The following is a 23,825-nucleotide window of genomic DNA, read 5'->3' as shown; positions in this document are numbered from 1 at the left end:
GAGTGAATTATTCGGTAAAACGCCAGTATAGCTGCATAATAATTAATCGCACGCCTTATGTCACCGTTGATATCACTACAAAAAAGGACGGCGCTGGCGAGGGGGCCGCGTAAAGGCGCGCCGGCGCAGGGTTTGGCGGAAGTTGTCAGCGAGCAGGCGAAAGGATATAACCAATAGGCTGGCGGACTACCTGTAGCCCCAATTTATTGAATAACACACTCGTTCAGCGCTGATGCTGTGCAGGAAAGGAGTATGACATGGCAGTATCCTCTTCACTGATCGCCGAGGCCATTCGCTGGCGACGTGATTTTCATGCTTGCCCTGAGCTGGGGTATCAGGAACAGGAAACCTCGCGTCGGGTGGCTGAACTGCTCGCGTCGTTTGGCCTCCAGGTGCATCGCGGGCTGGCGGGTACCGGCGTGGTCGCGACCCTAGAGAACGGCCCCGGTCCGGTGATTGGCCTGCGGGCCGATATGGACGCGCTGCCGATCGCCGAGCAGAGCGATGTCGGCTATAAATCGCGCAATCCTGGCGTGATGCACGCCTGCGGCCATGATGGTCATAGCGCGATGCTGCTGGCGACAGCGGCGCATCTGGCGCAGACCCGCCGCTTTCGCGGTACCGTGCACTTTGTTTTCCAGCCCGCCGAGGAGAACCTGGGCGGCGCGCGGAAAATGGTAGAGGAGGGGCTGTTTGAGCGCTTCCCGATGGATGCCATTTACGCGCTGCACAACTGGCCGGGTATGCCGCTGGGCCAGGTGGCGATCGGCAGCGGGGCGATGATGGCTTCTCTCGACGCGTTTGAAATTACCCTGACCGGCAAAAGCTGCCATGCGGCGATGCCGGAGCGCGGAGCGGACCCGATTGTCGCCGCGGCGCAGCTGATTATGGCGCTGCAAACCATTCCTTCGCGCCGCCTGTCGCCGCAGGAGTCGACGGTGGTGAGCATTACCCAGATTGCCGGCGGAGAGGCGATCAACGTGCTGCCGGATAAAGTGGTGCTGCGCGGGACCTTCCGCTGCCTGGACAACCAGGTGCGCGCGCGGGTCAGGGGGCTGATTGAGAGCTATGTCGCCGCCCAGCCGCAGGTGTCAGAGGTGGAAGGCGCAATCGCCTGGTATCCCGGTTATCCGGTGACCACTAACCATCCGGCCGAAGCGCAAAAGGTGCGCGAGGTAGCGACCGCGCTGCTGGGGGAGTCGGCGGTGAGCTGGAACGGGAATCCCTCCATGGCCTCGGAAGATTTTGCCTGCATGCTGGAGGCTTGTCCTGGCGCCTATTTTTGGATTGGCGCCGATGGCGAGACGGCGTCAAAGCCGTTGCATAACGCCGGCTATGATTTTAACGATGAGCTGCTCCCTCACGGCGTGGCGCTGTGGACGGCGCTGGTGGAGAAACTGCTGGCGTAAGAGGGCGATCCCGGAGGCGGCGCTGCGCACCTATCCGGGCTATCGGTCCGCAGACGGCACTGAACCTGTAGCCCGGGCAAGGCGCGTTGAGCGCCGCCCCCGGGAACAAAAGTGGCTATGCAGGGAGACGCGCGCATCTCCCTGCGTTGTTTTACACGTTCACCGCCGCTTTCAGGCGGGCTTTCATCTCGCTATAGCTTGTCCAGGCATACTGTTCGGCCCAGCGCTGATCCGCGATAGCCTCCACCTTCACCGCGCAGTATTTGGTTTCCGGCGTTTTCGAGATCGGATCGAGATTATCCTGCGTCAGCTCATTACAGGCGCCAACCCACCACTGATAGGTCATGTACACCGCGCCTTCATTAATGCGATCGCTGATGTCGGCGCGGGTAATCACCTTGCCGCGCCGCGAGCTGACCCACACCAGCTGCTGGTCGGCGATCCCGAGGCGCTGCGCGTCGGCGCGGTTGATTTGCACCCGTCCTGGCTCATCGGCAAGCGACTGCAGAGCCGCGCAGTTGCCGGTCATCGAACGACACGAGTAGTGGCCGACTTCGCGCACGGTACACAGCACCAGCGGATACGCTTCATCCGGCGTCTCGGCAGGCGCCCGCCACGGGGCGGCGAACAGCTGACCTTTACCGGTCGGCGTATCGAAGAGGTTATCTTTATACAGCCACGGAGTACCGGGATGATCCAGCGTCGGGCACGGCCACTGGACGTGGTTCATATCGCCCATTTTCTCGTAAGTGACGCCGTAGAACAGCGGGCAGAGTTCGCGCATTTCGTCCCAGATCTGCTGGTTATTATCGTAATGCATCGGATAGCCCATTTCGCTGGCCAGCAGGCTGATGATTTCCCAGTCGCGCTTAACGTTACCGGTGGCGATAATCGCCTGCTCAAAGCGCTGGAAGCCGCGGTCGGCGCAGGTAAAGACGCCGCCGTGTTCCCCCCAGGAGGTGGCGGGCAGCAGCACATCGGCGATTTCGGCGGTTTTGGTCATAAAGATATCCTGCACCACCACAAAATCGAGCGCCTCAATCCCTTTACGCACCAGACCCAAATCGGCTTCGGTTTGTAGCGGATCTTCACCCATGATGTAGTAGGCTTTGATCTCGCCGGTCAGCGCTTTGTGCGGCACTTCTGTGATCCGGGTACCGACCTGGTCGTCCATGCTCGCCGGATCAATCCCCCAGGCGTTGGCGAATTTGGCGCGAACGCCGGCGTCGGTGACGTCCTGGTAGCCGGGGAACATATTCGGCAGGACGCCCATATCACAGGCGCCCTGGACGTTGTTTTGCCCGCGTACCGGCCCCACGCCGACGTTGGCGCGTCCGAGGTTGCCGGTTAACAGCGCGAGGCTCGCCAGCCCTCTGACAACGTCCACCGCCTGGCCGAACTGGGTGACGCCCATGCCCCACATAATGGTGGCGGAAGGCGCGGCGGCAAACATGCGCATCGCCTGGCGAATTTCAGCGGCCGGGACGCCGACGATGCCTTCGACGGCTTCAGGGGAATAGTCTTTCACCATCTCACGATAGGCATCCAGCCCCTCGGTAAAGCGGTCGACGTAGTCGTGGTTATACAGATCTTCTTCCAGCAGGACGTGAGCGAAGGCGTTGACCAGCGCCATGTTGCTGCCGTTATTGAGCTGCAGATGGCGATCGGCGATGCGGGCGGTTTCGATACGACGCGGGTCGCAGACGATGATTTTTGCCCCGTTTTCGCGGGCCTTAATCACCCGGCGGGCGACGATTGGGTGGGAGTCGGCGCAGTTATAGCCAAAGACCAGCAGGCATTTTGAGTTCTCAATATCGCTAATCGAGTTGCTCATCGCGCCGTTGCCGAGCGCCAGCTGCAGGCCGGCGACCGACGGGCCGTGGCAGACGCGGGCGCAGCAGTCGACGTTATTGGTGTTGAGCACCCCGCGGGCGAACTTCTGCATCACGTAGTTGGTTTCATTGCCGGTACCGCGCGATGAACCGGTCGTCATAATGGCGCGCGGGCCATGCTTCTCCTTTATTTCACGCAGTTTTTTCGCCGTATAGCGGATGGCTTCATCCCAGCTTACCGGGGTGAACTTGCCGCCTTTCTGGTAGCGAATCATCGGCTGCTGCAGACGCGGCGTCAGCAACTGGGTGTCGTTGAGAAAATCCCAGCCGTAATAGCCTTTCAGGCACAGCTGATTTTGGTTGGTAACGCCATCAGCGGCTTCGGCTCGGATAATCTTATTGTTTTCGACGACCAGCTTAAGTTTGCAACCGGCCCCGCAATAAGGGCAAACGCTCGTGATTTTTTTCATCAGTAACAGACCTGTTAACAGAGAATAAACAACAATGGACAGGCCGGGCCCGGCCCGCCCTTGTCAGGGCGTCATGCGCCAGCGTACCGGCAGATGACGGGAGCGTTATGCATAGGATGTGCCAAATTTTAACTTATTGAATTCATTTAGAATAATCGGGAGGTGCAGGCGGGGCGGCGGCGATGTCGACACTAATGACGATGACATGACGCCCGCTCGGGCGTCATCAAGGGACAATCAGGCTAGCTTCTGGCGTAGCTGCGCGAGGGTATCGGCGGGTACTCCTACCTCCTCGGCGGCGGCGCAAATCGCCTGCCAGCTTCCGGCGTCCAGCGGAATGCCCTGCGCCAGACGCTGCCGACGGTTCGCCTCTTCCCACTCCCCCGGCGCCAGAATGGGCGCGTCCGGCTCGTGCGGCGACTGTTTACACCAGTCGATAAACGCTTCGGTCTCGCGCTGCATATCAGGCGCATCGAACGCTTCTGGGCTGAGAATAATGGTGGTCATGCAGTTGAAGATGGCGTCCACGCTGCCCTGCAGCGTCTCCTGATGCGAGGTTTTGCCGCCGGATACCGCGCCGCCGATCGCTTCGCACAGCGTCGCCAGCGCGTAGCCTTTATGTTCGGCAAAGGTCAGCAGCGCCCCCAGCGGCGAGGTCTGCATCACCGCCGGGTCGGTGGTGGGGACGCCGCGAGCGTCGATCAGCGACCCTGCCGGTACCGGAACCCCTTTATGCCAGGCAACGCGGGTTTTACCGAAGGCGATGGCGCTGGTGGCGTAATCCAGCAGCAGCGGCGGATGGCCGACGCGCGGGAACACCACGCACAGCGGGTTGGTGCCGAAGCGGCTGTCTTTCCCACGGAACGGGGCGACCATCACGTTGCCAACGACGTTAACGAAATGGATAGAGATCATTCCGGCGGCCGCGCACTGTTCCGCCCAGTAGCCGATGCGGCCAATATGGTGCGCGTTGCGCAGCGCCACGGCGGCCAAACCGTGCTGTTTTGCCTTCTCAATACCGATCTGCATGGCTTCATGGGCCACCACCTGGCCGAATCCGCCGTTGCCGTCCAGCGTGACCACCGCGCCCGCGTCCTTCATCACGCTGGCGTGGCGGTTGAGCTGGAGATAGCCCTGCGCGTGGGAGCGTACGTAGCTTGGGATCATACCGACGCCGTGGGAATCGTGCCCGGCCAGGTTGGCGGCAATAAGGTGGTCGGCGATAAGCGACGCTTCGGTGGGGGAGCTTCCCATATGGGTGAAAAGGGTTTTAACAAATTGATGCAGATCCGTGGCCTGGAAGCGATGTCCTGTTTGCACTGATTCTCTCCTGTGAATGGGTTGCGGATTATTGTTTTAGCGTGTTTGCATTTCCATGCTGCGCTGAGCAACGGCGAAGATCAAGGTTTTGACTTTTGTATTAAAGGCTTTTCGCTGGCGGTTATTGCTGCGGAGAGGATGGAGACAAATCCTTGAAGCTGGTGATATATAAACCACGCCATGGCGGTCAAGCCCCTGTGTTAGCGGCAGAGTGAGACGCGTTATACCTTTCTTTGCAGGTAAAACGGAGCGTCACTTTTATTATTCTAGTTAATCAAAGCCAAAATTCGGCGAGCCATATATGCAAAAAAACTTAATGTTTTCTTAATATTCCCGCCGCAGAGCGTTAATCGCTTTCGCTTTATCCCGCGAATCTTCCTTTAAATTACGCCAGCGTCACAAAAGCCGTAAAAAAACAAAATCCGGCGTTGCAAGGCTCTGGCGTCCCGCTATATGTTAAAATTACGTTTAATAATTGATACCTAAAGGTTGATTTTATGTATATGAAAATTAGTGGGTTAATGATTTCACTGACGGCAATATTCTCCGGTCAGGTTCTTGCCACAGTCCCTGAGGGCTACCCGGCGGATTATCAAAAAGTGGTGGATGCCGGGATTAAAGAAGGCAAAGTGGTTATCTATTCAACGACCGATACCAAGGCCGCAGGCCCGTTAATTAAAGGCTTTGAGGCGCAATATCCCGGCATTAAAGTTGAATATAACGATATGAACAGTACCGAATTGTACAACCGTTATATCAGCGAACAGGCGGCGGGCGGCGGCAGCGGCGATGTGGTCTGGAGCTCTTCCATGGATACGGCGCTGAAGCTTGCCACCGAATACGCCGAAGAGTACGCCTCGCCGGAGCGGGATAAGCTGCCAAAATGGGCGGTCTGGCAACAAAAAGCTTACGGCACGACCTACGAGCCGGTGGTCTTTATCTATAATAAACGGCTGATCCCGCAGGGTGATGTTCCGGACTCGCATACCGCGCTGGCGAAGCTTATCTCCGCTCAGGCCGATAAATTCAAAGGCAAGGTCACCACGTACGATATTGAAAAATCAGGGCTGGGTTTTATGCTGGCGGTGCAGGACAGCAAAGCCGATGCTAACTACTTTAACGATCTGGCGGGCATTGCGAAAGGCGGCCTGACGGTGCAATCATCCACCGGTACGATGATGGAGCGCGTCTCCTCCGGTGAAAACCTGATTGGCTACAATATTCTCGGTTCCTACGCGGAAGCGCGGGCGAAAACCGACCCTTCGCTTGGCATCTCATATCCGAAAGATTACGTGCTGGTGCTCTCCCGGGTCTCCTTTATTACCGCAGAAGCCGAGCATCTTAATGCGGCGAAGCTGTGGTTTGACTACGTGCTGTCGGAAAAGGGGCAAAGCATCCTCGCGAACCAGGCCGATATTCCCTCCCTGCGCAATGATATCGAAGGTAAAAATGATATTGACGGCATGACCAAAATGCTTGGCAGCGCGCTGAAGCCGATTCCGGTCGATGAAACGCTGCTGGCGTATCTTGAGCCGAAGCAACGTCTGGAATTTATCAAACAGTGGCGTACCGCCGCGGCGAAATAACCCCCCGGCGCTGCGCCTCTTTTCCGGATGCGCAGCCCGCTTAATGCCCGCCAGATTTAAAGGGATCGCTTATGAATGTCTTACGTCGAAAATGGCAGGGTTTGCCGCGCGGTATCATCGTCGTGATGACGGCGCTGGCGATTTATGTCCCGCTGTTGTTTATCGTGGTGCAGAGCTTTCTCTCGGCGCCTTTTTTTGCCCGCTCGAAGTCGTTCAGCCTCGAAGCCTTCGCGTTTATCTTTAGCGACCCGGATTTTTATCTGGCGCTAAAATCCGGTTTTATTCTCGCCTTCGGTCTGGTGGCGATCGCCATCCCCCTCGGCGGGATCCTCGCTTTTTTAATGGTGCGCACCGATTTACCCGGGCGGCGGTTTATTGAGCCGCTGATTCTGGTGCCGATTTTCGTTTCGCCGATGGTGCTGGGCTTTGGTTACGTGGTGGCGGCCGGACCGGTAGGTTTCTTTTCGCAATGGGCGGAACAGCTGATCGGTTTCGTACCGTGGAATATTTACTCAATGTTCAGCATCGTGGTGATTGCCGGACTGACGCACGTTCCGCATGCCTATCTCTATATCTCATCCGCCCTGCGCAGCGTCGGGTCGGACGTGGAGGAGGCCGCGCGCACGGTGGGCGCATCGCCGCTGCAGGTGATGACGGCGGTGAGCTTGCCCATGGTGCGACCGTCGATACTCTACGCCTGCGTGCTGCTGTTTTTCCTTGGTCTGGAAGTGTTTGGCCTGATGTTGGTGCTGGGGGACCCGGAGGGCAACATGGTGCTGGCGACCTATCTTTATAAGCTGACCAACAAGCTCGGCACCCCTTCCTATCACCTGATGGCGGCGGTAGCGGTGGTGCTGATCTGCATCACCATTCCGCTGGTAATGCTCCAGCGCCGCCTGATGCGCACTGCCAACCGCTTTGTCACCATGAAGGGGAAAGCGTCCCAGGCCCGCGCGCTGCCGCTGGGGAAATGGCGCTGGGTCGCCGGGATTGTGGTGGTGGCCTGGCTGACGGTCACTATCGGCGTGCCGCTGCTCGGCGTGGCGCTGCGGGCCTTTATTTCAAACTGGGGCGTAGGCGTTTCGCTATGGGATGAGCTCTCGCTGGCGACGTTCCGTAGCATCTGGCAGCAGCCGAACCTGCTGCGCGCCATCGTTAACTCCATGGCGATTGGCGTGTTCGGCGGCGCGCTGGCGGTGGTCTGCTATCTGTTCGTGGGCATCGCCATGCACCGTAAACCGGATAACGTCACGCGCTTTCTTGACTACAGCGTGCTGGTACCGCGCGCCGTGCCGGGGCTGCTGGCCGGGCTGGCGTTTCTGTGGGTGTTTCTGTTTCTGCCGATGTGGCTCGATCAGTCGCTGAAAAACGGCTGGCTCTCGGCGCTGCCGGTGGCGGACTGGCTGCGCGAGCACCTGATCGTTCAGCTGCGCGCGCTGCGTAATACTATTTTTAGCGTCTGGCTGGCTTATACCGTGGTGTGGATGGCCTACGGCCTGCGGCTGATCTCCTCGACGCTGCTGCAGGTGGCGCCGGAGCTGGAAGAGGCCGCGCGCAGTACCGGCGCATCGCGCGGGCAGATTACCCGTCACGTCACGGTGCCGCTGTCGCGCTACGGCTTAATCGGCTCATGGCTGCTGATGTTTCTTATCTTCGAGCGCGAATACTCAACCGGGGTTTATCTGCTTTCGCCCGGAACCGAAACGATCGGTTCGATGCTGGTCTCGCTGTGGGCGGCGGGGGCTATCGATATTGTCGCCGCGCTCTCCTTCATCAATATCCTGCTGGTGGTCGTGGGGCTGGGTATCGCGCTGCGCTTTGGAGTGAAATTACATGATTGAATTATCGGTAGAAAACCTGCATCTGACCTACGGCGATAATCCGGTGCTTAAGGGCGTGTCCATGGAACTGAAGCGGGGAGAGGTGGTGTCGCTGCTAGGGCCATCGGGCAGCGGAAAAACCACGCTGCTGCGGGCGGTCGCCGGGCTGGAGAAGCCGACCGGCGGCATTATCACCATTGGAAAATCCCGCGTCTATGACGGCAACCCGCGTAGCGAAATTCCGGCCGAGGAGCGCAACCTGGGGCTGGTGTTTCAGTCCTACGCGCTGTGGCCGCATAAAACAGTGTTTGAAAACGTCGCTTACCCGCTGAAGCTGCGTAAGGTTGCCGCCGCGGAGATCAAGCAGCGGGTCCAGACCGTACTTGAACAGCTGGGGCTGGGGCATCTTGGCAATCGCCATCCGCATCAGCTCTCCGGAGGACAGCAGCAGCGCGTGGCCATCGGCAGGGCACTGGTTTACAACCCGCCGGTGATCCTGCTGGATGAACCGCTGTCGAATCTGGACGCCAAGCTGCGGGAAGAAGCGCGGGTCTTTTTGCGCGAGCTGATCGTCAAGCTGGGACTGTCGGCGCTGATGGTCACGCACGATCAGAATGAGGCGATGGCGATTTCCGATCGCATTCTGCTGCTTAATAACGGCGTGATCGAGCAGCAGGGCACCCCGCAGGAGATGTACGGCAGCCCGAAAACGCTGTTTGCCGCCGAGTTTATGGGCAGTAATAATCGCCTGCATGGCACCGTCAGCGCGCTGGAGAACGGTCGGGCGCGCATTGAGGGAGCCAGCTGGGCGCTCTGGGGAATGGCGGGGGAAGGGGTCAGCGTGGGGGAAGAGGCGACGGCGGTGATCCGCGTTGAGCGCCTGCGCATCGCTTCGGCGCCTGAAGAGAACATGCTGGCGTTGCCGCTGTTGACCAGCATGTACCTCGGCGACCGCTGGGAGTATCTGTTTCGCACCGAAGGCGATGATTTCGCCATACGCGCCTACGGCAGCGCGCTGCGCGATGCCGAGCGTTGCCATCTGGCGTTGCCCGTCAGCGACCTGTGGATCTTCCCGAAAGGTTGAGATAAAAAAAGCCCCGGCGGTGAAGCCGGGGCAAACCATGTCAGAGCTTATTTATTATTAGTTAAATACCATGCCGCCATCGATCAGCAGCGATTGGCCGGTCATATAGTTGGAGTCTGGACCGGCGAGATAAGAGACGCAGGCCGCGACGTCTTCCGGCTCGGATAGCCGTCCAAGGGTAATGCGTTTGGCGAACTCCTGGGTTCCGTAACCCAGCGGTTTACCCGCCGCTTCGGAAACCTGGCGGTCAATCTCCGCCCACATTGGGGTTTTGACGATCCCCGGGCAGTAGCCGTTAACGGTAATTCCCAGATGCGCCAGATCGCGGGCGGCGGTTTGCGTCAGGCCGCGCACGGCAAACTTACTGGAGCTATAGACCGCCAGCTCCGGGTTACCTACATGGCCCGCCTGGGAGCAGGCGTTGATGATTTTGCCGCCGTGGCCCTCTTGTTTAAACGCCTCGACCGCGGCCTGGATGCCCCAGATAACGCCTTTGACGTTGATATTGTAGACTTTATCGATCACGTCCTCGCGAATCTCCTCGATTGGCGTGGAGGGCGCAACCCCGGCGTTGTTGACGATCACGTCAAAACCGCCGAGGCCCTTGCGCGCCTGTTCGACGGCGGCAAAAACCTGATCGCGTTGAGACACATCCACCTTCACCGCCAGCGCCCGGCCGCCGCTGCGGTTAATTTCATCAGCGACCGCCTGTGCGGTGGCGTCGTTATAATCGGCGATAGCCACGGCAAAACCATCTTTCACCAGGCGAAGGGCGATAGCTTTACCGATACCCTGGCCCGCGCCGGTGACGAGTGCGACTTTTTTCATTGATAGATTCCTTCTGTAGTGACTCAAAGTATTTGACTGAGATGGAGCGGGCCCATCAGCAGCGGGTTATCGCGGTAATCCACGGGGATGGCCACGACGGCGGGGCCGTCAACGTCCATCGCCGCCCGCAGCGTCGGCTCAAGGGCTTCGGCGCTCTCTACCGCAAACCCTTTGGCGCCGAAGGCTTCGGCATAAACTTTAAAATCCACCGGGCCGAACTCAACGCCGGAGAGCCGCTGGTATTTTTTCTCCTCCTGAATCGCCACCATGTTGTAGCCGTTATCGACCCAGATGATATGCAGGACGTTCGCTTTCAGCCGTACGGCGGTCTCCAGCTCCATGCTGGACTGCAGGAAACCGCCGTCGCCGGAAACGGAAACCACTTTGCGCTGCGGATTGACCAGCCAGGCGCCAATCGCCCACGGCAGCGCCACCCCCATGGTCTGTTGACCGTTGGAAATCATCACCTGACGGGCGCGGAAGCTGTAGAGATAGCGGGCGATCCAGATATGAAAGCTCCCCATATCGACGGTCAGGGTGACATCGCTATTGACGATGTCCTGCATGGCGCGAACGATGCGCAGCGGATGCAGGGCGAACTGGTTCAGCTGCGCGCCGCGGCGGTTGAGGAGCTCCCGCTGATGCTGGCGATCGACCAGGATCTCGGCGGCCTGCGGCGACAGCACCAGCTGGTGGTCGATGCGCTGAGACAGTTTGTTCAGGGTGGCGGCGATATTGCCGACCAGCTCGACGTCCGGGGTATAGTTACGCTCTTCGTAAGCGGGCAGCACGTCGATATGCACCAGCGTAGCGTTACCGTTATTCCACATGGCCGGCTCGTACTCCACCGGACTATAGCCGATGCAGATGACCAGGTCGGCGAGATGCAGGAGTCGATCCCCTGCCTGGTTGTTGAACAGCCCAACCCGCCCGGCGAAGCGAGTAAAGTGGTCCTGATTGACCGCGCCGGCGGCCTGATAGGTGCTGGTTACCGGGATATGGCTTTTTTTCAGTAATTCGCGCAGCGCCGCGCTGTTTTCCGTCTGGCTGGCCATCAGGCCGAGCAGAAATATCGGATTTTTCGCGCCGGCAATCATCTTCGCGACTCGCGCAATGGCTTCGTCCGGCGCCGCGCCGGTCTGCGGCGCATCGCCGGCGGGCAGAACCCTGGCGTGGACCGGCCCGTCGACCACGTCCTGCGGCAGGCTGACGAAGGCGCTGCCGGGGCGTCCCTGCTCGGCTGCGCGAAACGCGTTGGAGACAACCTCCGCCAGCGCTTCCGGCGCGGTGACTTCCACCGAGTATTTGGTCACCGGGCTAAACATCGCCACCGTATCCATACTCTGATGCACCTGTTTGGCCTTATCGGCGCGTTTTACCGCGCCGCCCAGCGCCACCACCGGGTCGCCCTCGCTATTGGCCGTTGCCATCCCGGTAATCAGGTTAGAGCAGCCCGGTCCGGACGTGACCAGCGCGACGCCCGCTTTGCCGGTGATGCGGCCAACCGCGGCGGCCATAAAGGCGGCGTTGGCTTCGTGGCGCACCGGGATAATGCGAATGGAGGAGTCGAGCAGCGAATCGAAGACTTTATCGATTTTGGCCCCCGGAATGCCGAACACCTGGCGTACTCCCTGGGCCTCAAGCTGGCTGACGATGAGGTCGGCGCCGTGCGCCCACTGGCGCGGTTGATGTTGATTATCCACGAGAATCTCCTTAGTTTTCGACTGAGCGAATGGCGGCATCAAGATTGTCTGGATGCAGATCCGCCTGCAGGAAGGCGCTATCGGCAGGAAGGTCAATCATCAATTTGTGGATCTCGCCAAAGGTCAGCACGCCGTGGTCGAGCTGATAATCGAGCAGATGGCCGCCGCCCTGGCGGTCATCGGTGATGAAGTGTTCGTGGTAGCCGGCCACGTTAATGCCCTGCATATGCTGCGGCGTTCTGAACCCAACCAGGACCCCCTCGCGCTGGTTGAAGCGAAAAACCGGCTGGTCGTCGAGTACGTCGGTCATCGCCCGGTAGGGCGGCGTCTGGCGCGGTACCGTGCGGGTATGGGCGTGGCGAAAATGGCCGTTAATACGCAGGGCGCAGAACAGATTGTCCGACGGGATTTGCTGGTCGATGATGTTGTGCAGCTGTTCGCGGCTGACCGGTTTATCGAACGTTTTGCGATACTGCGGCTGAAACCAGGTCATCACCGCGAACGGCGTACGCTGTTCCATACGGGCTTTGCGGGCGCTGCCGTCGGCGCGCAGCTGGTAAACTTCGCTGCTAAACGCGATCAGCTCGCCGTCCAGTTCATTAAAGGTCCCGAGGCCGAAATCACCGTGGGTGAGCAAATCGGCGATGGTCGTATTACCTTCATAAACGCCGCTAAGCAGCGCGCTCATCAGAGAGGTCTGGTAGATGACGCTATCGGGATGTTGCGCGGAAAATCCTCGTAGAGTTTCACACAGGCTCTCTTCACAAGAGCATTCAACAGAATGGTTCATTGCCCACTTCCTCGTTCAACGAATATCAGAAAGGTTAAATAAATGTTGACCCGATTCAGCTCACAGTTCCAATATAGAATCTATGATTGTTTGAGACGTTTTCGATATGGAACTTCGTTATCTGCGCTACTTCGTCGCCGTCGCCGAGGCGCGGCACTTCACTAAAGCGGCAAAAGAACTTGGCATCTCCCAGCCCCCGCTAAGCCAGCAAATTCAAAGGCTTGAAAGAGAAATTGGCACACCGCTTTTCCGCCGTTTAACGCGGGGCGTCGAGCTGACGGAAGCGGGGGAGTCGTTCTATGAGGATGCCTGCCAGATTCTGGCGTTAAGCGACGCGGCGCTGGAAAAAACCAAGGGAATTGCCCGCGGGCTGAACGGTCGCCTCTCGCTGGGCATTACCAGCTCCGACGCTTTTCATCCGCAAATCTTTAGCCTGTTACAGCAATTTCAGCAAAGTTACCCGGGGGTGACGTTACATCAGGTCGAGGGCAATATGGCGACGCTGATGGGGGCGCTTGGCGAAGCGGAGCTGGATATTGCTTTTGTGCGCCTGCCCTGTGAGAGCAGTAAAGCGTTCAATCTGCGGATTATCGATCAAGAACCGATGGTGATTGCCCTGGCGCGTTCGCACCCGCTATCGTCCCACCGCGAGCTGACGCTGGAGCAGTTGACGGACGTGGCGCCGATTCTTTTCCCGCGTGAAGTGGCTCCCGGACTCTACGAACTGGTGTATAACAGCTATCTGCGCGCCGGTATTGATATGCAAAGCGCCTATCAGTCATCGCAAATTTCATCGTCATTGAGCATGGTGGAGGCCGGATTCGGCTTTGCGCTGGTGCCGCAGTCGATGACCTGCATCACGCTGCCCAACGTGAGCTATCATCCGCTGATGGGGACGCCGCTGAAAACCGATATCGCTATCGCCTGGCGGCGCTACGAGCGCTCGCGCACGGTGAAGCGTTTTTTGGCCATGTTTTAACCGGCGGGGTGACGACGACAGGAAATATTTAACGCTTTTTAAAACTGTTTAAGAAAGGTAGACGTTGGCGGCGGTTGGGCCTCGCAGTCCGTTGACTCGACGAAATTCGACGCGGATTCCGGGGCTGATTGTGGTTGGTTCGCCGGGCGATAATGCGGAAATATGAACCTGAACATCTTTACGACCATCGGAGGGGATTATCAGGCCTTTGCCTGTTTTATTATCAAACGCTTTGACAATACCTGTCATTTTTTGGAACAAATAAATACCTTTTAAATATGAAAACCGGCACGACTATACCGTAAGCGCGCGGGAAGTCTATTCAAATCAAAATAAAACCCGCGCAGGCGGGCTTTTTTTGCCAAATGAGTTCGGCGCTGGCTGATTATTGCGCAATCACGCGCGGCAATCGGCATCTGGCAAGGGAATAATTATGCAGCGGATCGTGATGAGGACTGAAAGAGTTTATGGCAGTAGGGGCAAATGAGTTGCGCACCTTTTTGGACTCGGCTGAAGCTGTGTTCTGAGTCCTGAGAGCAGTTAGGGCAGGAGCATTTAACGAGATAATTACGGCGAGTTTTAGCGTCTTTGCGTTCTGACATATGATATTTCCTGATTTAAGAGTGTATGACCATACAGCATTTCGCGGCAAATAGCTCTAACTCATTCTGGGCAGCCAGCGGCGCGGGTGACGAGCGGAAGAGCGCGCAAACGCAGGCCTGGCCAGGTGCGCAAGAGAGGAATTTTCCCCTATTTTTTTGTGATTACCATCACCCTCTAAAATTAAATCGTTTTATATCAATGCATTAAAAGATACGAACTTTGGTTGCCAGAGAACGTTTTTCTCCATTTTTCCCTGATTAGAGGGAAAATAGGCAAAATTTTCTTTCCCGCCTGATATATATTTTAACGGTAGTCGGGCAACGCAAATCATGCTGTTAATGATGCGCTAGTCATATTTTTTAGGCTATTAAACGGAGTTTTGGCGGTTGTTTTATTCGCCAGCTGCGCTGACCATGACAATAAGAGCTCATGACATTTTATATCTGATAATAATTTGAGTGTACCCTATGAAAACCAGAACTAAAGATATTGCTACCCTGGCGGTTCATGCTGGAAATCAATCCGATCCGGTAACTCATGCTATATTTACCCCGATCGTCACGGCCAGCTCATTTATTCAACCTAATCTGTATGAAGGTGGCGATTTTTGTTATTCCCGGGTCTCTAATCCAACGCGTAAAGCTTATGAATCGGCTCTCGCCGAACTGGAAGGCGGCATTTACGCCACCGCCACCGCCTCGGGAATGGCGGCGACCAATATCGTTATGGAGCTCTTACCCAAAGACGCCCATATTATCGCGATGAAAGGCGTCTACGGCGGAACCTGGCGGCTGTTTGAAAAATTAAAAACGCATACCACCGGCGTCACGATTTCTTATATCGATCTGAATGATGAGCAAAGCCTGATAAACACTATTCAGGAAAATACGGCGTTAATCTGGATTGAAACGCCGACGAATCCCTTACTGGAACTGGTCGATATTGCGAAGGTTTGTCGTATTGCCAAAGAACGCGCTATTACTACCTGCGTCGATAATACCTTTGCCAGCGCCTGGAACCATAAGCCGCTTGAAATGGGTGCGGATATGGTCATGCTCTCTACCAGTAAATATGTCGGCGGGCATTCAGATTTAATTGGCGGCGCGGTGATCACTAATAATGAAGCGCTGGCGTCCCGTCTTGATTTCATTAAAACCACACTCGGCTCTATTGCTTCGCCATTCGATGCCTATCTTGCCCTGCGCGGCATGAAAACGCTGGATCTGCGCATGGCGCGTCAGTGCGGCAATGCGCTGCGGGTAGCGCAATATCTGGAAAATCATCCGGCGATAGCCAGCGTCTACTACCCGGGCCTGCCGTCGCATCCGCAGCATCAGCTTTGCAGGCAGCAAATGCGTTCGGGCGGCGCGGTGGTGACCGCGACGCTGAAGGGGGATATCCAGAGCCTGAAACGCTTTATTGGCGGTCTGCACTATTTTGTGCTGGCGGAATCGCTGGGCGGAGTGGAGAGCATGATCAACCATTCGGCTTCCATGTCCCACGGGGCGATGTCAAAAGAGGAGCGGGAAGCCATCGGGGTTTACGACACGACGCTGCGTTTCTCCGTCGGCATCGAACATATCGATGATTTGCTGCAAGACCTGGAGAGCGCTTTCGCCGCTATGGACATCACACAGGATAATCATCATGCATGACTACGGTATCTGGACGATTATTACCCCGCTGGTCACGATTATTCTGGCGATCCTGACCCGCCAGGTGATCCTCTCGCTGCTGACCGGTATTTTTGTCGGCTACGCGGTGATTAACCACAGTATTATTCAGGGGATTGGCGGCACCCTGAACGGGATTATCGAAACCTTTGCCTCCGCCGGTAACGCGCGAACGATTGTGTTTATGGTGATGATCGGCGGCATTATGCGGCTGATCGTGGTGACCGGCGGGGTGCGTAAACTGGTGCAGTTTCTCTCGGAAAAAAACGATTTTGTCACCAATAAAAAATCGGTACAGCTGCTGGCGATGCTGGTGACCTCGTTGATTTTTATCGAGAGCTCGATAAACCAGCTGATCGCCGGCGCTTCGACAAAAAACCTGGCCCGGCGCTATAAAGTCTCGCCGGAAAAGATGTCCTATATTATCCAGACCTCCTGCGTATCGGTCTGCTCGTCGGTGATGATCAACGGCTGGGGGGCGGCGATGATGGGCGTTATCGGGGTGCAGATTGCGCAGGGTTACCTGACCGGCGAGCCTTTTGAAGTCCTGGCAAGCTCGATGATCTGGAACACGATGGCCTGGTTTTCATTAGCCTCGGTGCTGTTTTATATTCTCTCCGGCTGCAGCTGGGGGCCGATGAAAAAGGCGGAGCTAAAGTTTGAAACCGCGCTGATGGAAATCGAGCAAGAGCAGGGGGCAGACGAAGCGGACCCGGTTATCGATCACCCGGCCTGTCACTCGCTGCTCAACTTCTTTATTCCGATTCTTTCCACCGTCTTAATGGTTCCGGTGGTGCTATATATCACCGGCGATGGACAGTTCTCCAAAGGCAGCGGTTCGATGTCGGTCTACTCCGGCGTCATGTTTGGTACCGTCGTCTCTTTTATCTGGTTCCGCGCGCGCGGTATTCTGAACGTTGAGAACTTTTTCAAAGAGCTGTATATCGGCTACGCCAGCATGGTGAAAATTAGCTCAATCATGATCCTGGCTTTCCTGATGGGGCATATTTCAGCGGAACTGAATACCGGGCAGTATATCGCTTCCATTACCTCCGGCGTGATCCCCTCCGGATTCTCGATCGGCTTTATCTTTCTGATTGCTGCGGTCATGTCGCTGGCGACGGGCACCTCATGGGGAACCTTCGCCATTATGATCCCGATCGGCGTTCAGCTGGGGGTCTCATTAGGCATCGATCCGCACTTTATGATTGGCGCCGCGATTTCCGGCTCAATTTTTGGCGATATGACGTCCCCGATCTCCAGCGATGCTATCGTCGCCTCGATGGCGACCAACTGCGACCATATTGAGCATATTCGTACCCAAATGCCCTATGCCCTGGTGACGGGGAGCCTGGCGCTCATGGTTTATTTAATCGTCGGTTTTACTCTTTAATTCATAGGGTTAAGAACGGGTTGCGCCTAAAGTTATTGCTCCAAAAAATGCGCCGCGGTAAATAACGCCAGTGTAGAATATTTCACCCCGCGTTATGCTTCGTTCCCGGCGCTTACCGCCTGATAACGCTTGTGCGCCATAATTTCGATGATTTGCCGGTCGGTGTGCTGCATGGCCCGCCCGGCAATGGCGCAAAGATTAGCAATCGAGTTTTCCACATCGCGATCGACGATGCCGTCGTTGCCGGAAACGACGGAGTTATCCAGCGCCAGCAGAATCGCTTTCCAGGCGGAAGAGATGCTGGTGGAGACCTTCATGGCGCAGCTGCCGGAAGCGCCATCGCAAATGATGCCGCTGACGTCGCCGATCATGTTGTTGATCGCCATGGCGATGGTGTCAAAGCTGCCGTTCATTAACCAGATAATCCCCGCCGCCGCGCCCATCCCGGCGGTGGTGGTGGCGCACAGGGCCGACAGGCGCGGGAGTTTACAATGGATATAGATGGCGACCAGGTGCGAGAGCGCCAGCGCGCGGGCCAGCTGCTGCCGGCTGGCGTTAAGACGTTCGGCGGCCACCACCACCGGCATGGTCGCCGTAATGCCCTGGTTGCCGGAACCGGAGTTAGTCATCGCCGGTAGCGATGCGCCGCCCATCCGGGCATCCGACGCGGCGCTGGTGCGGTAGAGGATCTCGGTAAACATATCGTCGGAAACCAGCCCGTTGTCGACCTGGCGCTTCAGAGTCGGGCCGATATGCAAACCCCACTCCTTAACCAGGCCCTTCTTTGACAGGGCGTCGTTCATCGCGCCCGCCTCGAGAATAAACGCGATCTCGTGCGGCGGAACCTCGCAAACGAAATCATAGATATCGCGCAGTGAGCTGCGGGCAACCAGCGTCAGCGGGTCGACGCCACGATCGCTGGCCGCGCTTTCGTGCTTGATAAACAGGGAGTGGCCCATTTTTTCAATGGCCACGACGTTGGTGTGGTCGCCGATGATGGTCACCGTCGCGTGCTCATCCCCCGCGTAGACCTTAGCGCGAACGTACAGAATCTCATCGCAGGGCTCCTGCAGTACCACGCGCACGGCGCCGGCCTCAAGCAGCGCCCTGGCGGCTTCCATTTCCCGCCGGGTGGCTCTCTTCAGCACCTCGAGCTTCGCCTGCGGATCGCCGGCGATGGCGCCGAGGGCCGCGGCGATAGGCAGGCCGGTCATTCCCGTCCCCGGGATAGTCACGCCCATGCCGTTTTTCATTAAATTCGGCGAAACCGCCGCTTCAATACGCACCACCGCGCCGGAGAGCTGCCGCGCGGCCACGGCGCAGGCGAGGGCGACGGAGACCGGTTCGGTACAGCCCAGCGCGGGTTTGACTTCCTGTTTCAGGGCGTGAATAAAGGCGTTCCATTGAGCATGATTTTCCCGGTATGACATGACTGAGCCTCTGGGTCGGTACAGAAAAATGTCCGTCGAGCGAAGGCGTCCTTTCCCGACGTGGATTTACGCCTGTGGGCCGAGGGAGGGCAGTATGGCCGACAGGGACGATAGTCAGAATATTACCGCACCCGGCAGAGAAAAAAGTTGCAGGTTAAATTTGTAAAATGGCGTATCCGGAGAAAAATTTTCTTTGAAAGACGCGCTGAAGACGCTTTTAAGGCCGACGGGGGGCGGCGAGGCGGGCAAAAAAACCGGCAGGATTGCCGGTTTAGCGGTTAGATCTTACAGGCGTCGCCGCAGTCATCATCGGCAACAATGGCCTGCGCTTTTTTATCGGCATCTTCAAGACGTTCAGCGTTGCGCTCTTGCGCTTCTTCCAGTCCGCAAAAGACCAGGTTATCGAGATCAATTTCCATGCGTTACCCACTTAAGTTCAGTTTTGACCGTGAGCAAGTATAGGCAAAACGGCTGGGGGATGCACCCGGCGCGCGCGCCGGCAGCACAGAGCGGTAAGTGCGGGTAGGTTCTGTTAAAGCAGGAAATAGCCGGCAACCTACCAATAATAATAGTTGAAAGACTATTTCAGAATCTGGCGGCGCTTATTTTAGCGCTGAGCAAATTATTTATTAAACGAATCGACAACGACCGGTAAGTTAAACATTGACTTGTATAAACTATGCTAATATTGGCGGGCTTATGGATGTATCTATGGATTATGGTCAATGGCTTCGACAACCGCAGTAGCCGCTATCAAAGAATGGCGGAAAAATAATAAATTTATTTGTCACGTTAAACTCAACTATAAAAAGGCATTGCGTAAATGCCGCGAGATATCGCTAATCGGAGGGAAATATAAGGAATATCAGACATTATGTGAAAACTACGCTTGCGCGAAATTAACCGGCGCAACCGAGGGGCTGGTTAACTTTGAAGATAAACCCTTCAAAGCCTATTTAAATAAAAAAATGTCAAAAAGAGCGAAACTCAATATTGCTCATGGCGCATTGAATTTTATAGAGAAAACCTTCCGTCCCGAGGCGTTGCCGCAGCTGTACGATATGGCGGCGTTCGGTCGTTCATTAATCGCTATTCCGCTGAAAAACGGTACCTGTATTGATGTGAAGCTTCTGGCATCGCCTTTTCAGGAGGAGGGGGAGCTGATGCTGTTAATGTTCCTCGGCGATAGGCGCGTCTACAGTATCTGTTTTTCCTGTACCGCAGATGGTCAGGCGTGGATTGGCGGGATCCAGGGGGGGAAAGACATTGATAATGAAGAAGTGAAGGCGCTGACCAAAGAGCTTTACGGCATCCGCCCTAAAAACTTAATTATCACGCTGCTGTACGGCTTTTTGTCGCATTTCAATATCAAGGAGATCTATGCGATTGACAGCCATTATCATGTTAAAAGTGAGAGAGTAAAAACCAGTTATTCTGAGCTTTGGCTGGAAATTGGCGGCGAGAAGCATCGTCGCGGCTGGTATAAATTACCGCCGAGCGAGATAAAGAAAAGCCTGGAAGAGGTTAAAAGCAAGCACCGCAGCCAGTTTATCAAGCGAGAAGGCTTGAAAGAGCTGGCACAGCTGGATCTTGCCGCCGCGCTACGCGATATTTGCGTCAAGCGTAACGGCTAATTACCCTCGCTGCGTATTTGCCGGCGGGCGGGGGCTGCCCACCGGCAATATCGGGGTAAACCTGCGCTGATGGACAATAATTTCATAACAGGAAAGCTGAGAAACCTTAAAGCAATGGGCATAGTTAAGAGAGATAAGGCCAATTGTAGAGATCTCCTGGGGGCGCAGATAATATGACGATAAAAACGCAGCTGGCTATTCTTGCCAAAAATGAAAGGATCCGTTTCAGCATTACTGACGCGTCCGTCGTTGTTGCGATTTAAAGACATGCTGCCTCTGAATATTGATGCATCCAGTCAGCGAATCGCCATTCGGCGTTTTAAATAACCGTTGCGCCGTACGGCACCGCGAGCCGTTGCTGTTGCGCTGATTCAACAGTCCCCGTTTCCGGAGGCGGGTTTTCACCAGCGCCATCGTTCAGGGTTTCGGTATTCAGCGAGAGATCGTTTTGCGATGGAGGCTGGGTTAGCTGGGTTTTACTCGCTCGCCATCGCAGGCACGGCTGATATCTCCGGCGCCAGGGAGGCTGAACGTCGGGCGCCACGCGGCCCTGCGGCAGTCGTTATAGCCTGGTATCCGCGCAATTTACTTTTATAAATTAAAAAAATTTAAACATTTCATGCGTGATAGTTTTACATTATTTTTACAAATGAATATAATTCCTTACGTTCTTCGCTCTGTCCGGGAGCGTCCAACCAACATGATATGCGGTCTGTGCTCTTATCTATTCGATAAGGCGCTATTTATATTAGATGTTATGGTTTTTTCGACTGAAGTCGTATGGAATGAACTATGGACGAACGACAAGGTAGCGGGAGAGGGGTTTTCTTCACCGTTTACCGATTACTTTTTGTATTACTCAGCTTTGGCATTGGACTCTTTTTCACTCTCTGGGGGGGCAAACTCCTCTCTCTCGGCGGCAGCGCCTGGTACCTGTTAGCCGGTCTCGCTTATCTGCTCATCGCCGTCGGTTATCTCATCCGCAGCCGCTATGTCCTGCCTTTTGCCATTCTGACTTTCCTGTTGACCCTTTGCTGGGCGCTGTATGAAGTGCAGTTCAGCTACTGGGGCCTGATCCCGCGGCTGGTGGTTCCCGCGCTGATGCTGATGCTGGCCCTGTGGCTGGCGGCGACGCTGCCGATGCGGCCTGCGCGGCGGCGCTACGCCAACTGGAGCGCCTCGGCGATTTTCCTCGTGCTGCTGGCGACCCTGGTATCGGCGTTTTACCCGCACGGCGCCATTCATAACGGCGTAGTCAACGCGAGCGGCGACGCAACGCCGACCCTCGCGTCGAAAAGCGATAACTGGGCGTTTTTCGGTCGCGATGCCTCCGGCACCCGTTTTGCGCCGTACGATGAGATTACCCCGCAAAACGTCAAAAATCTGAAAGTCGCCTGGACGTACCACACCGGCCGCCGTCTTACCGGCGCCGGCATTGGCGTCGATGAAAATACCCCGCTACAAATTGGCGACACGCTCTACTCCTGTACGCCGCTGAACGTTGTCACCGCGCTGGATGCGGATACCGGTAAAGCGCGCTGGCGTTTTGACCCGCACGCAGGTACCGCCGAACACGTCACCTGCCGCGGCGTTGGCTATTACGATGTACAAAGCGATGATTCGCTGAGCGCGGAAGAGAAGGCCAGCCCGGCGCTGCTGCAGTGCCCGCAGCGTATTCTGGTGTCGACCGTCGACGCCCGGTTGATCGCCCTGAACGCCAAAACCGGCGAACCGTGCGACGACTTCGGCGATCACGGTAGCGTCGATCTGAAGCAGGGGATGGACAATACCGAAAACAGCAAGCGATACCACCCGACCTCGACGCCGGTGATTATGGGGCATATTGCGGTTCTCGGCGGCTGGGTGCGCGATATCGTGCACGGCGAACCTTCCGGCGTGGTACGGGCGTTTGACGTACGAAACGGAAACGTGGTGTGGGCGTGGGACGTCGGCCAGCCAGAAAACGTTACCGACCCGGTAAAAGGCCGCGTCTACACCCTTGAAACGCCGAACGTCTGGACGGTGCCGGGCTTTGATAAAGAGCTGAACCTGATTTATCTGCCGACCGGTAACGGTCCGCCGGACTACTGGGGCGGCGATCGCAACGCGGCCAAAGAGAAATACGGTTCTTCCGTGGTGGCGGTGGACGCCAGCACCGGCGAGACGAAGTGGGTCTTCCAGACCGTGCATCATGATATCTGGGATTACGACCTGCCGTCGCAGCCGGTGCTGTTCCATATGAAAAATGAGCGGGGCGAAGAGGTTCCGGTCCTGATCCAGACTACCAAAACCGGGCAAATCTACGTGCTTGACCGGCGCACCGGTAAGCCGGTGACCCGGGTAGAAGAACGGCCCGTCGCCCACGACGGCGCGGAAGGCGAACACCTCTCCGCCACCCAGCCGTTCTCCACCGGTATGCCGCAGCTGGGCGTCGAGCCGCTCACCGAGAAATCCATGTGGGGCGTGACGCCGTTCGATCAGCTGATGTGCCGTATCGATTTCAAAGAATCGACGTATCTGGGGATGTACACGCCGCCGTCAGAGAAGCCGTATATCGAATGGCCGAGCCTGCTGGGCGGCATGAACTGGGGCGGCATCACTATCGATGAGCGTACAGGAACGCTGTTCGTCAACGATATGCGTATGCCGCTGAGAATGTCGCTGGTGCGTAAAGAGGACATGGCGAAATATAAAGTCTCCACCGACGAGGTGCCGGGCTTTATGGGGACCGTGCGTCCGCAAATCGCCGGGCCATACGGCGGCGTGCGGATCGATATTTTGCAGTCGGCGCTGGGCGTCCCCTGTAATACCCCGCCGTTTGGCACCATGAGCGCCATCGATCTCAATACCCGTCAGCTGATGTGGCAGGTACCGATGGGATCGGTGGAGGATACCGGGCCGCTGGGGCTGAAAACGCATATGCATATCCCGCTGGGGATGCCGACGCTGGGCGGCCCGACGTCAACCGCATCCGGCCTGGTGTTCTTCGCCGGAACCCAGGATAACTACCTGCGCGCGCTGGATTCCGCCACAGGTAAAGAGCTGTGGCGCGCCCGTCTACCGGTAGGCGCCGTGGCGGCGCCGCTGATCTATAAATCACCGAAAACCGGTAAAGAGTACGTGGTGATCTCCGCCGGGGGCGCCAGCCACTCGCCGGACGTGGGCGATGATATTATCGCCTTCGCGCTGGAGGAGTAATTAACCCCGATTTGCACTTACGAAGCAGCCGCCCCTTGTGGGCGGCTTTTTTATGGTCTGAAGCCTGGCCGAC

The 23,825-nt window shown here is 56.8% G+C and carries 18 protein-coding genes; 9 read left to right on the top strand and 9 right to left on the bottom strand.

All coding sequences use genetic code 11. The features are described from left to right. Positions 1–257 precede the first annotated feature (257 nt). Positions 258–1,409, top strand: coding sequence for a M20 aminoacylase family protein (locus BWI76_RS16785; RefSeq protein WP_064342815.1), 1,152 nt, complete (start codon positions 258–260; stop codon positions 1,407–1,409). A gap of 151 nt (positions 1,410–1,560) precedes the next feature. On the opposite strand, the gene fdhF is transcribed toward BWI76_RS16785, so the two are convergent. Both fdhF and BWI76_RS16775 read right to left on the bottom strand, forming a co-directional pair. Further along, positions 1,561–3,711: a formate dehydrogenase subunit alpha gene (fdhF, locus tag BWI76_RS16780; RefSeq protein ID WP_024357925.1), complete on the bottom strand. Its 2,151-nt coding sequence runs from the start codon at positions 3,709–3,711 to the stop codon at positions 1,561–1,563. Positions 3,712–3,948: 237 nt separating this feature from the next. After that, positions 3,949–5,031 carry a malate/lactate/ureidoglycolate dehydrogenase gene (locus BWI76_RS16775; protein WP_049087086.1) on the bottom strand — a complete coding sequence of 361 codons (1,083 nt, stop codon included), beginning with the start codon at positions 5,029–5,031 and terminating at the stop codon, positions 3,949–3,951. A gap of 497 nt (positions 5,032–5,528) precedes the next feature. Here BWI76_RS16775 and BWI76_RS16770 point away from each other — a divergent pair, with 497 nt between their 5' ends. From BWI76_RS16770 to BWI76_RS16760, 3 genes are all read left to right on the top strand, one after another. Beyond that, positions 5,529–6,617: an ABC transporter substrate-binding protein gene (locus BWI76_RS16770; RefSeq protein ID WP_004136699.1), complete on the top strand. Its 1,089-nt coding sequence runs from the start codon at positions 5,529–5,531 to the stop codon at positions 6,615–6,617. Between the two features lie 71 nt (positions 6,618–6,688). Further along, on the top strand, positions 6,689–8,458 hold the full coding sequence (locus tag BWI76_RS16765) for an ABC transporter permease (RefSeq protein WP_049099218.1): 1,770 nt from the start codon (positions 6,689–6,691) through the stop codon (positions 8,456–8,458). After that, positions 8,451–9,521 (top strand): ABC transporter ATP-binding protein, encoded by a 1,071-nt coding sequence (locus BWI76_RS16760; protein WP_049085105.1) that lies wholly within the window; start codon positions 8,451–8,453, stop codon positions 9,519–9,521. Before BWI76_RS16765 ends, BWI76_RS16760 begins: the two co-directional genes overlap by 8 nt. Positions 9,522–9,578: 57 nt before the next feature. On the opposite strand, the gene BWI76_RS16755 is transcribed toward BWI76_RS16760, so the two are convergent. From BWI76_RS16755 to budA, 3 genes are read right to left on the bottom strand one after another with little or no spacing between them, the layout of a single operon-like run. Next, positions 9,579–10,349 (bottom strand): (S)-acetoin forming diacetyl reductase, encoded by a 771-nt coding sequence (locus tag BWI76_RS16755; RefSeq protein WP_049085106.1) that lies wholly within the window; start codon positions 10,347–10,349, stop codon positions 9,579–9,581. Between the two features lie 23 nt (positions 10,350–10,372). Further along, a complete protein-coding gene (gene alsS, locus BWI76_RS16750; RefSeq protein ID WP_262422015.1) occupies positions 10,373–12,091 on the bottom strand; it encodes an acetolactate synthase AlsS in 1,719 nt (572 codons plus the stop codon). Then, positions 12,063–12,842 carry an acetolactate decarboxylase gene (gene budA / locus BWI76_RS16745; protein WP_004136703.1) on the bottom strand — a complete coding sequence of 260 codons (780 nt, stop codon included), beginning with the start codon at positions 12,840–12,842 and terminating at the stop codon, positions 12,063–12,065. The genes alsS and budA overlap by 29 nt, the downstream gene beginning before the upstream one ends. Positions 12,843–12,948: 106 nt before the next feature. On the opposite strand from budA, the gene BWI76_RS16740 reads away from it, so the two are divergent. Then, positions 12,949–13,821 carry a LysR family transcriptional regulator gene (locus BWI76_RS16740; RefSeq protein WP_024357944.1) on the top strand — a complete coding sequence of 291 codons (873 nt, stop codon included), beginning with the start codon at positions 12,949–12,951 and terminating at the stop codon, positions 13,819–13,821. Between the two features lie 48 nt (positions 13,822–13,869). Here the strand turns inward: BWI76_RS16740 and cspF are convergent, their stop codons facing one another. Continuing rightward, positions 13,870–14,082, bottom strand: coding sequence for a cold shock-like protein CspF (gene cspF, locus BWI76_RS16735; RefSeq protein WP_004136705.1), 213 nt, complete (start codon positions 14,080–14,082; stop codon positions 13,870–13,872). A 170-nt stretch (positions 14,083–14,252) separates the two neighbouring features. Beyond that, positions 14,253–14,423 carry a YnfU family zinc-binding protein gene (locus tag BWI76_RS28565; RefSeq protein ID WP_216356110.1) on the bottom strand — a complete coding sequence of 57 codons (171 nt, stop codon included), beginning with the start codon at positions 14,421–14,423 and terminating at the stop codon, positions 14,253–14,255. 468 nt (positions 14,424–14,891) lie between these two features. Between BWI76_RS28565 and BWI76_RS16730 the strand changes: the two genes are divergently transcribed. Further along, positions 14,892–16,079: a trans-sulfuration enzyme family protein gene (locus tag BWI76_RS16730; RefSeq protein WP_004136707.1), complete on the top strand. Its 1,188-nt coding sequence runs from the start codon at positions 14,892–14,894 to the stop codon at positions 16,077–16,079. Next, positions 16,072–17,490: a Na+/H+ antiporter NhaC family protein gene (locus tag BWI76_RS16725; protein WP_004136708.1), complete on the top strand. Its 1,419-nt coding sequence runs from the start codon at positions 16,072–16,074 to the stop codon at positions 17,488–17,490. Before BWI76_RS16730 ends, BWI76_RS16725 begins: the two co-directional genes overlap by 8 nt. 92 nt (positions 17,491–17,582) lie before the next feature. On the opposite strand, the gene BWI76_RS16720 is transcribed toward BWI76_RS16725, so the two are convergent. Together BWI76_RS16720 and BWI76_RS28165 are read right to left on the bottom strand one after the other, a co-directional pair. Continuing rightward, positions 17,583–18,920 carry a serine dehydratase subunit alpha family protein gene (locus tag BWI76_RS16720; protein WP_004136709.1) on the bottom strand — a complete coding sequence of 446 codons (1,338 nt, stop codon included), beginning with the start codon at positions 18,918–18,920 and terminating at the stop codon, positions 17,583–17,585. A 278-nt stretch (positions 18,921–19,198) separates the two neighbouring features. Next, positions 19,199–19,339 carry a hypothetical protein gene (locus tag BWI76_RS28165; protein WP_004136710.1) on the bottom strand — a complete coding sequence of 47 codons (141 nt, stop codon included), beginning with the start codon at positions 19,337–19,339 and terminating at the stop codon, positions 19,199–19,201. Between the two features lie 306 nt (positions 19,340–19,645). Between BWI76_RS28165 and BWI76_RS16715 the strand changes: the two genes are divergently transcribed. Both BWI76_RS16715 and BWI76_RS16705 read left to right on the top strand, forming a co-directional pair. Then, positions 19,646–20,554: a DUF535 family protein gene (locus BWI76_RS16715; RefSeq protein WP_004136711.1), complete on the top strand. Its 909-nt coding sequence runs from the start codon at positions 19,646–19,648 to the stop codon at positions 20,552–20,554. A 792-nt stretch (positions 20,555–21,346) separates the two neighbouring features. Next, a complete protein-coding gene (locus tag BWI76_RS16705; RefSeq protein WP_049088711.1) occupies positions 21,347–23,752 on the top strand; it encodes a membrane-bound PQQ-dependent dehydrogenase, glucose/quinate/shikimate family in 2,406 nt (801 codons plus the stop codon). The last annotated feature ends 73 nt before the right edge of the window (positions 23,753–23,825 follow it).

This window comes from Klebsiella sp. M5al, assembly GCF_002090195.1.
GTDB classification, from domain to species: domain Bacteria; phylum Pseudomonadota; class Gammaproteobacteria; order Enterobacterales; family Enterobacteriaceae; genus Klebsiella; species Klebsiella grimontii.
Note: the sequence above shows the minus strand (reverse complement) of the source record. Positions and strands in the feature narration are given on the sequence as shown.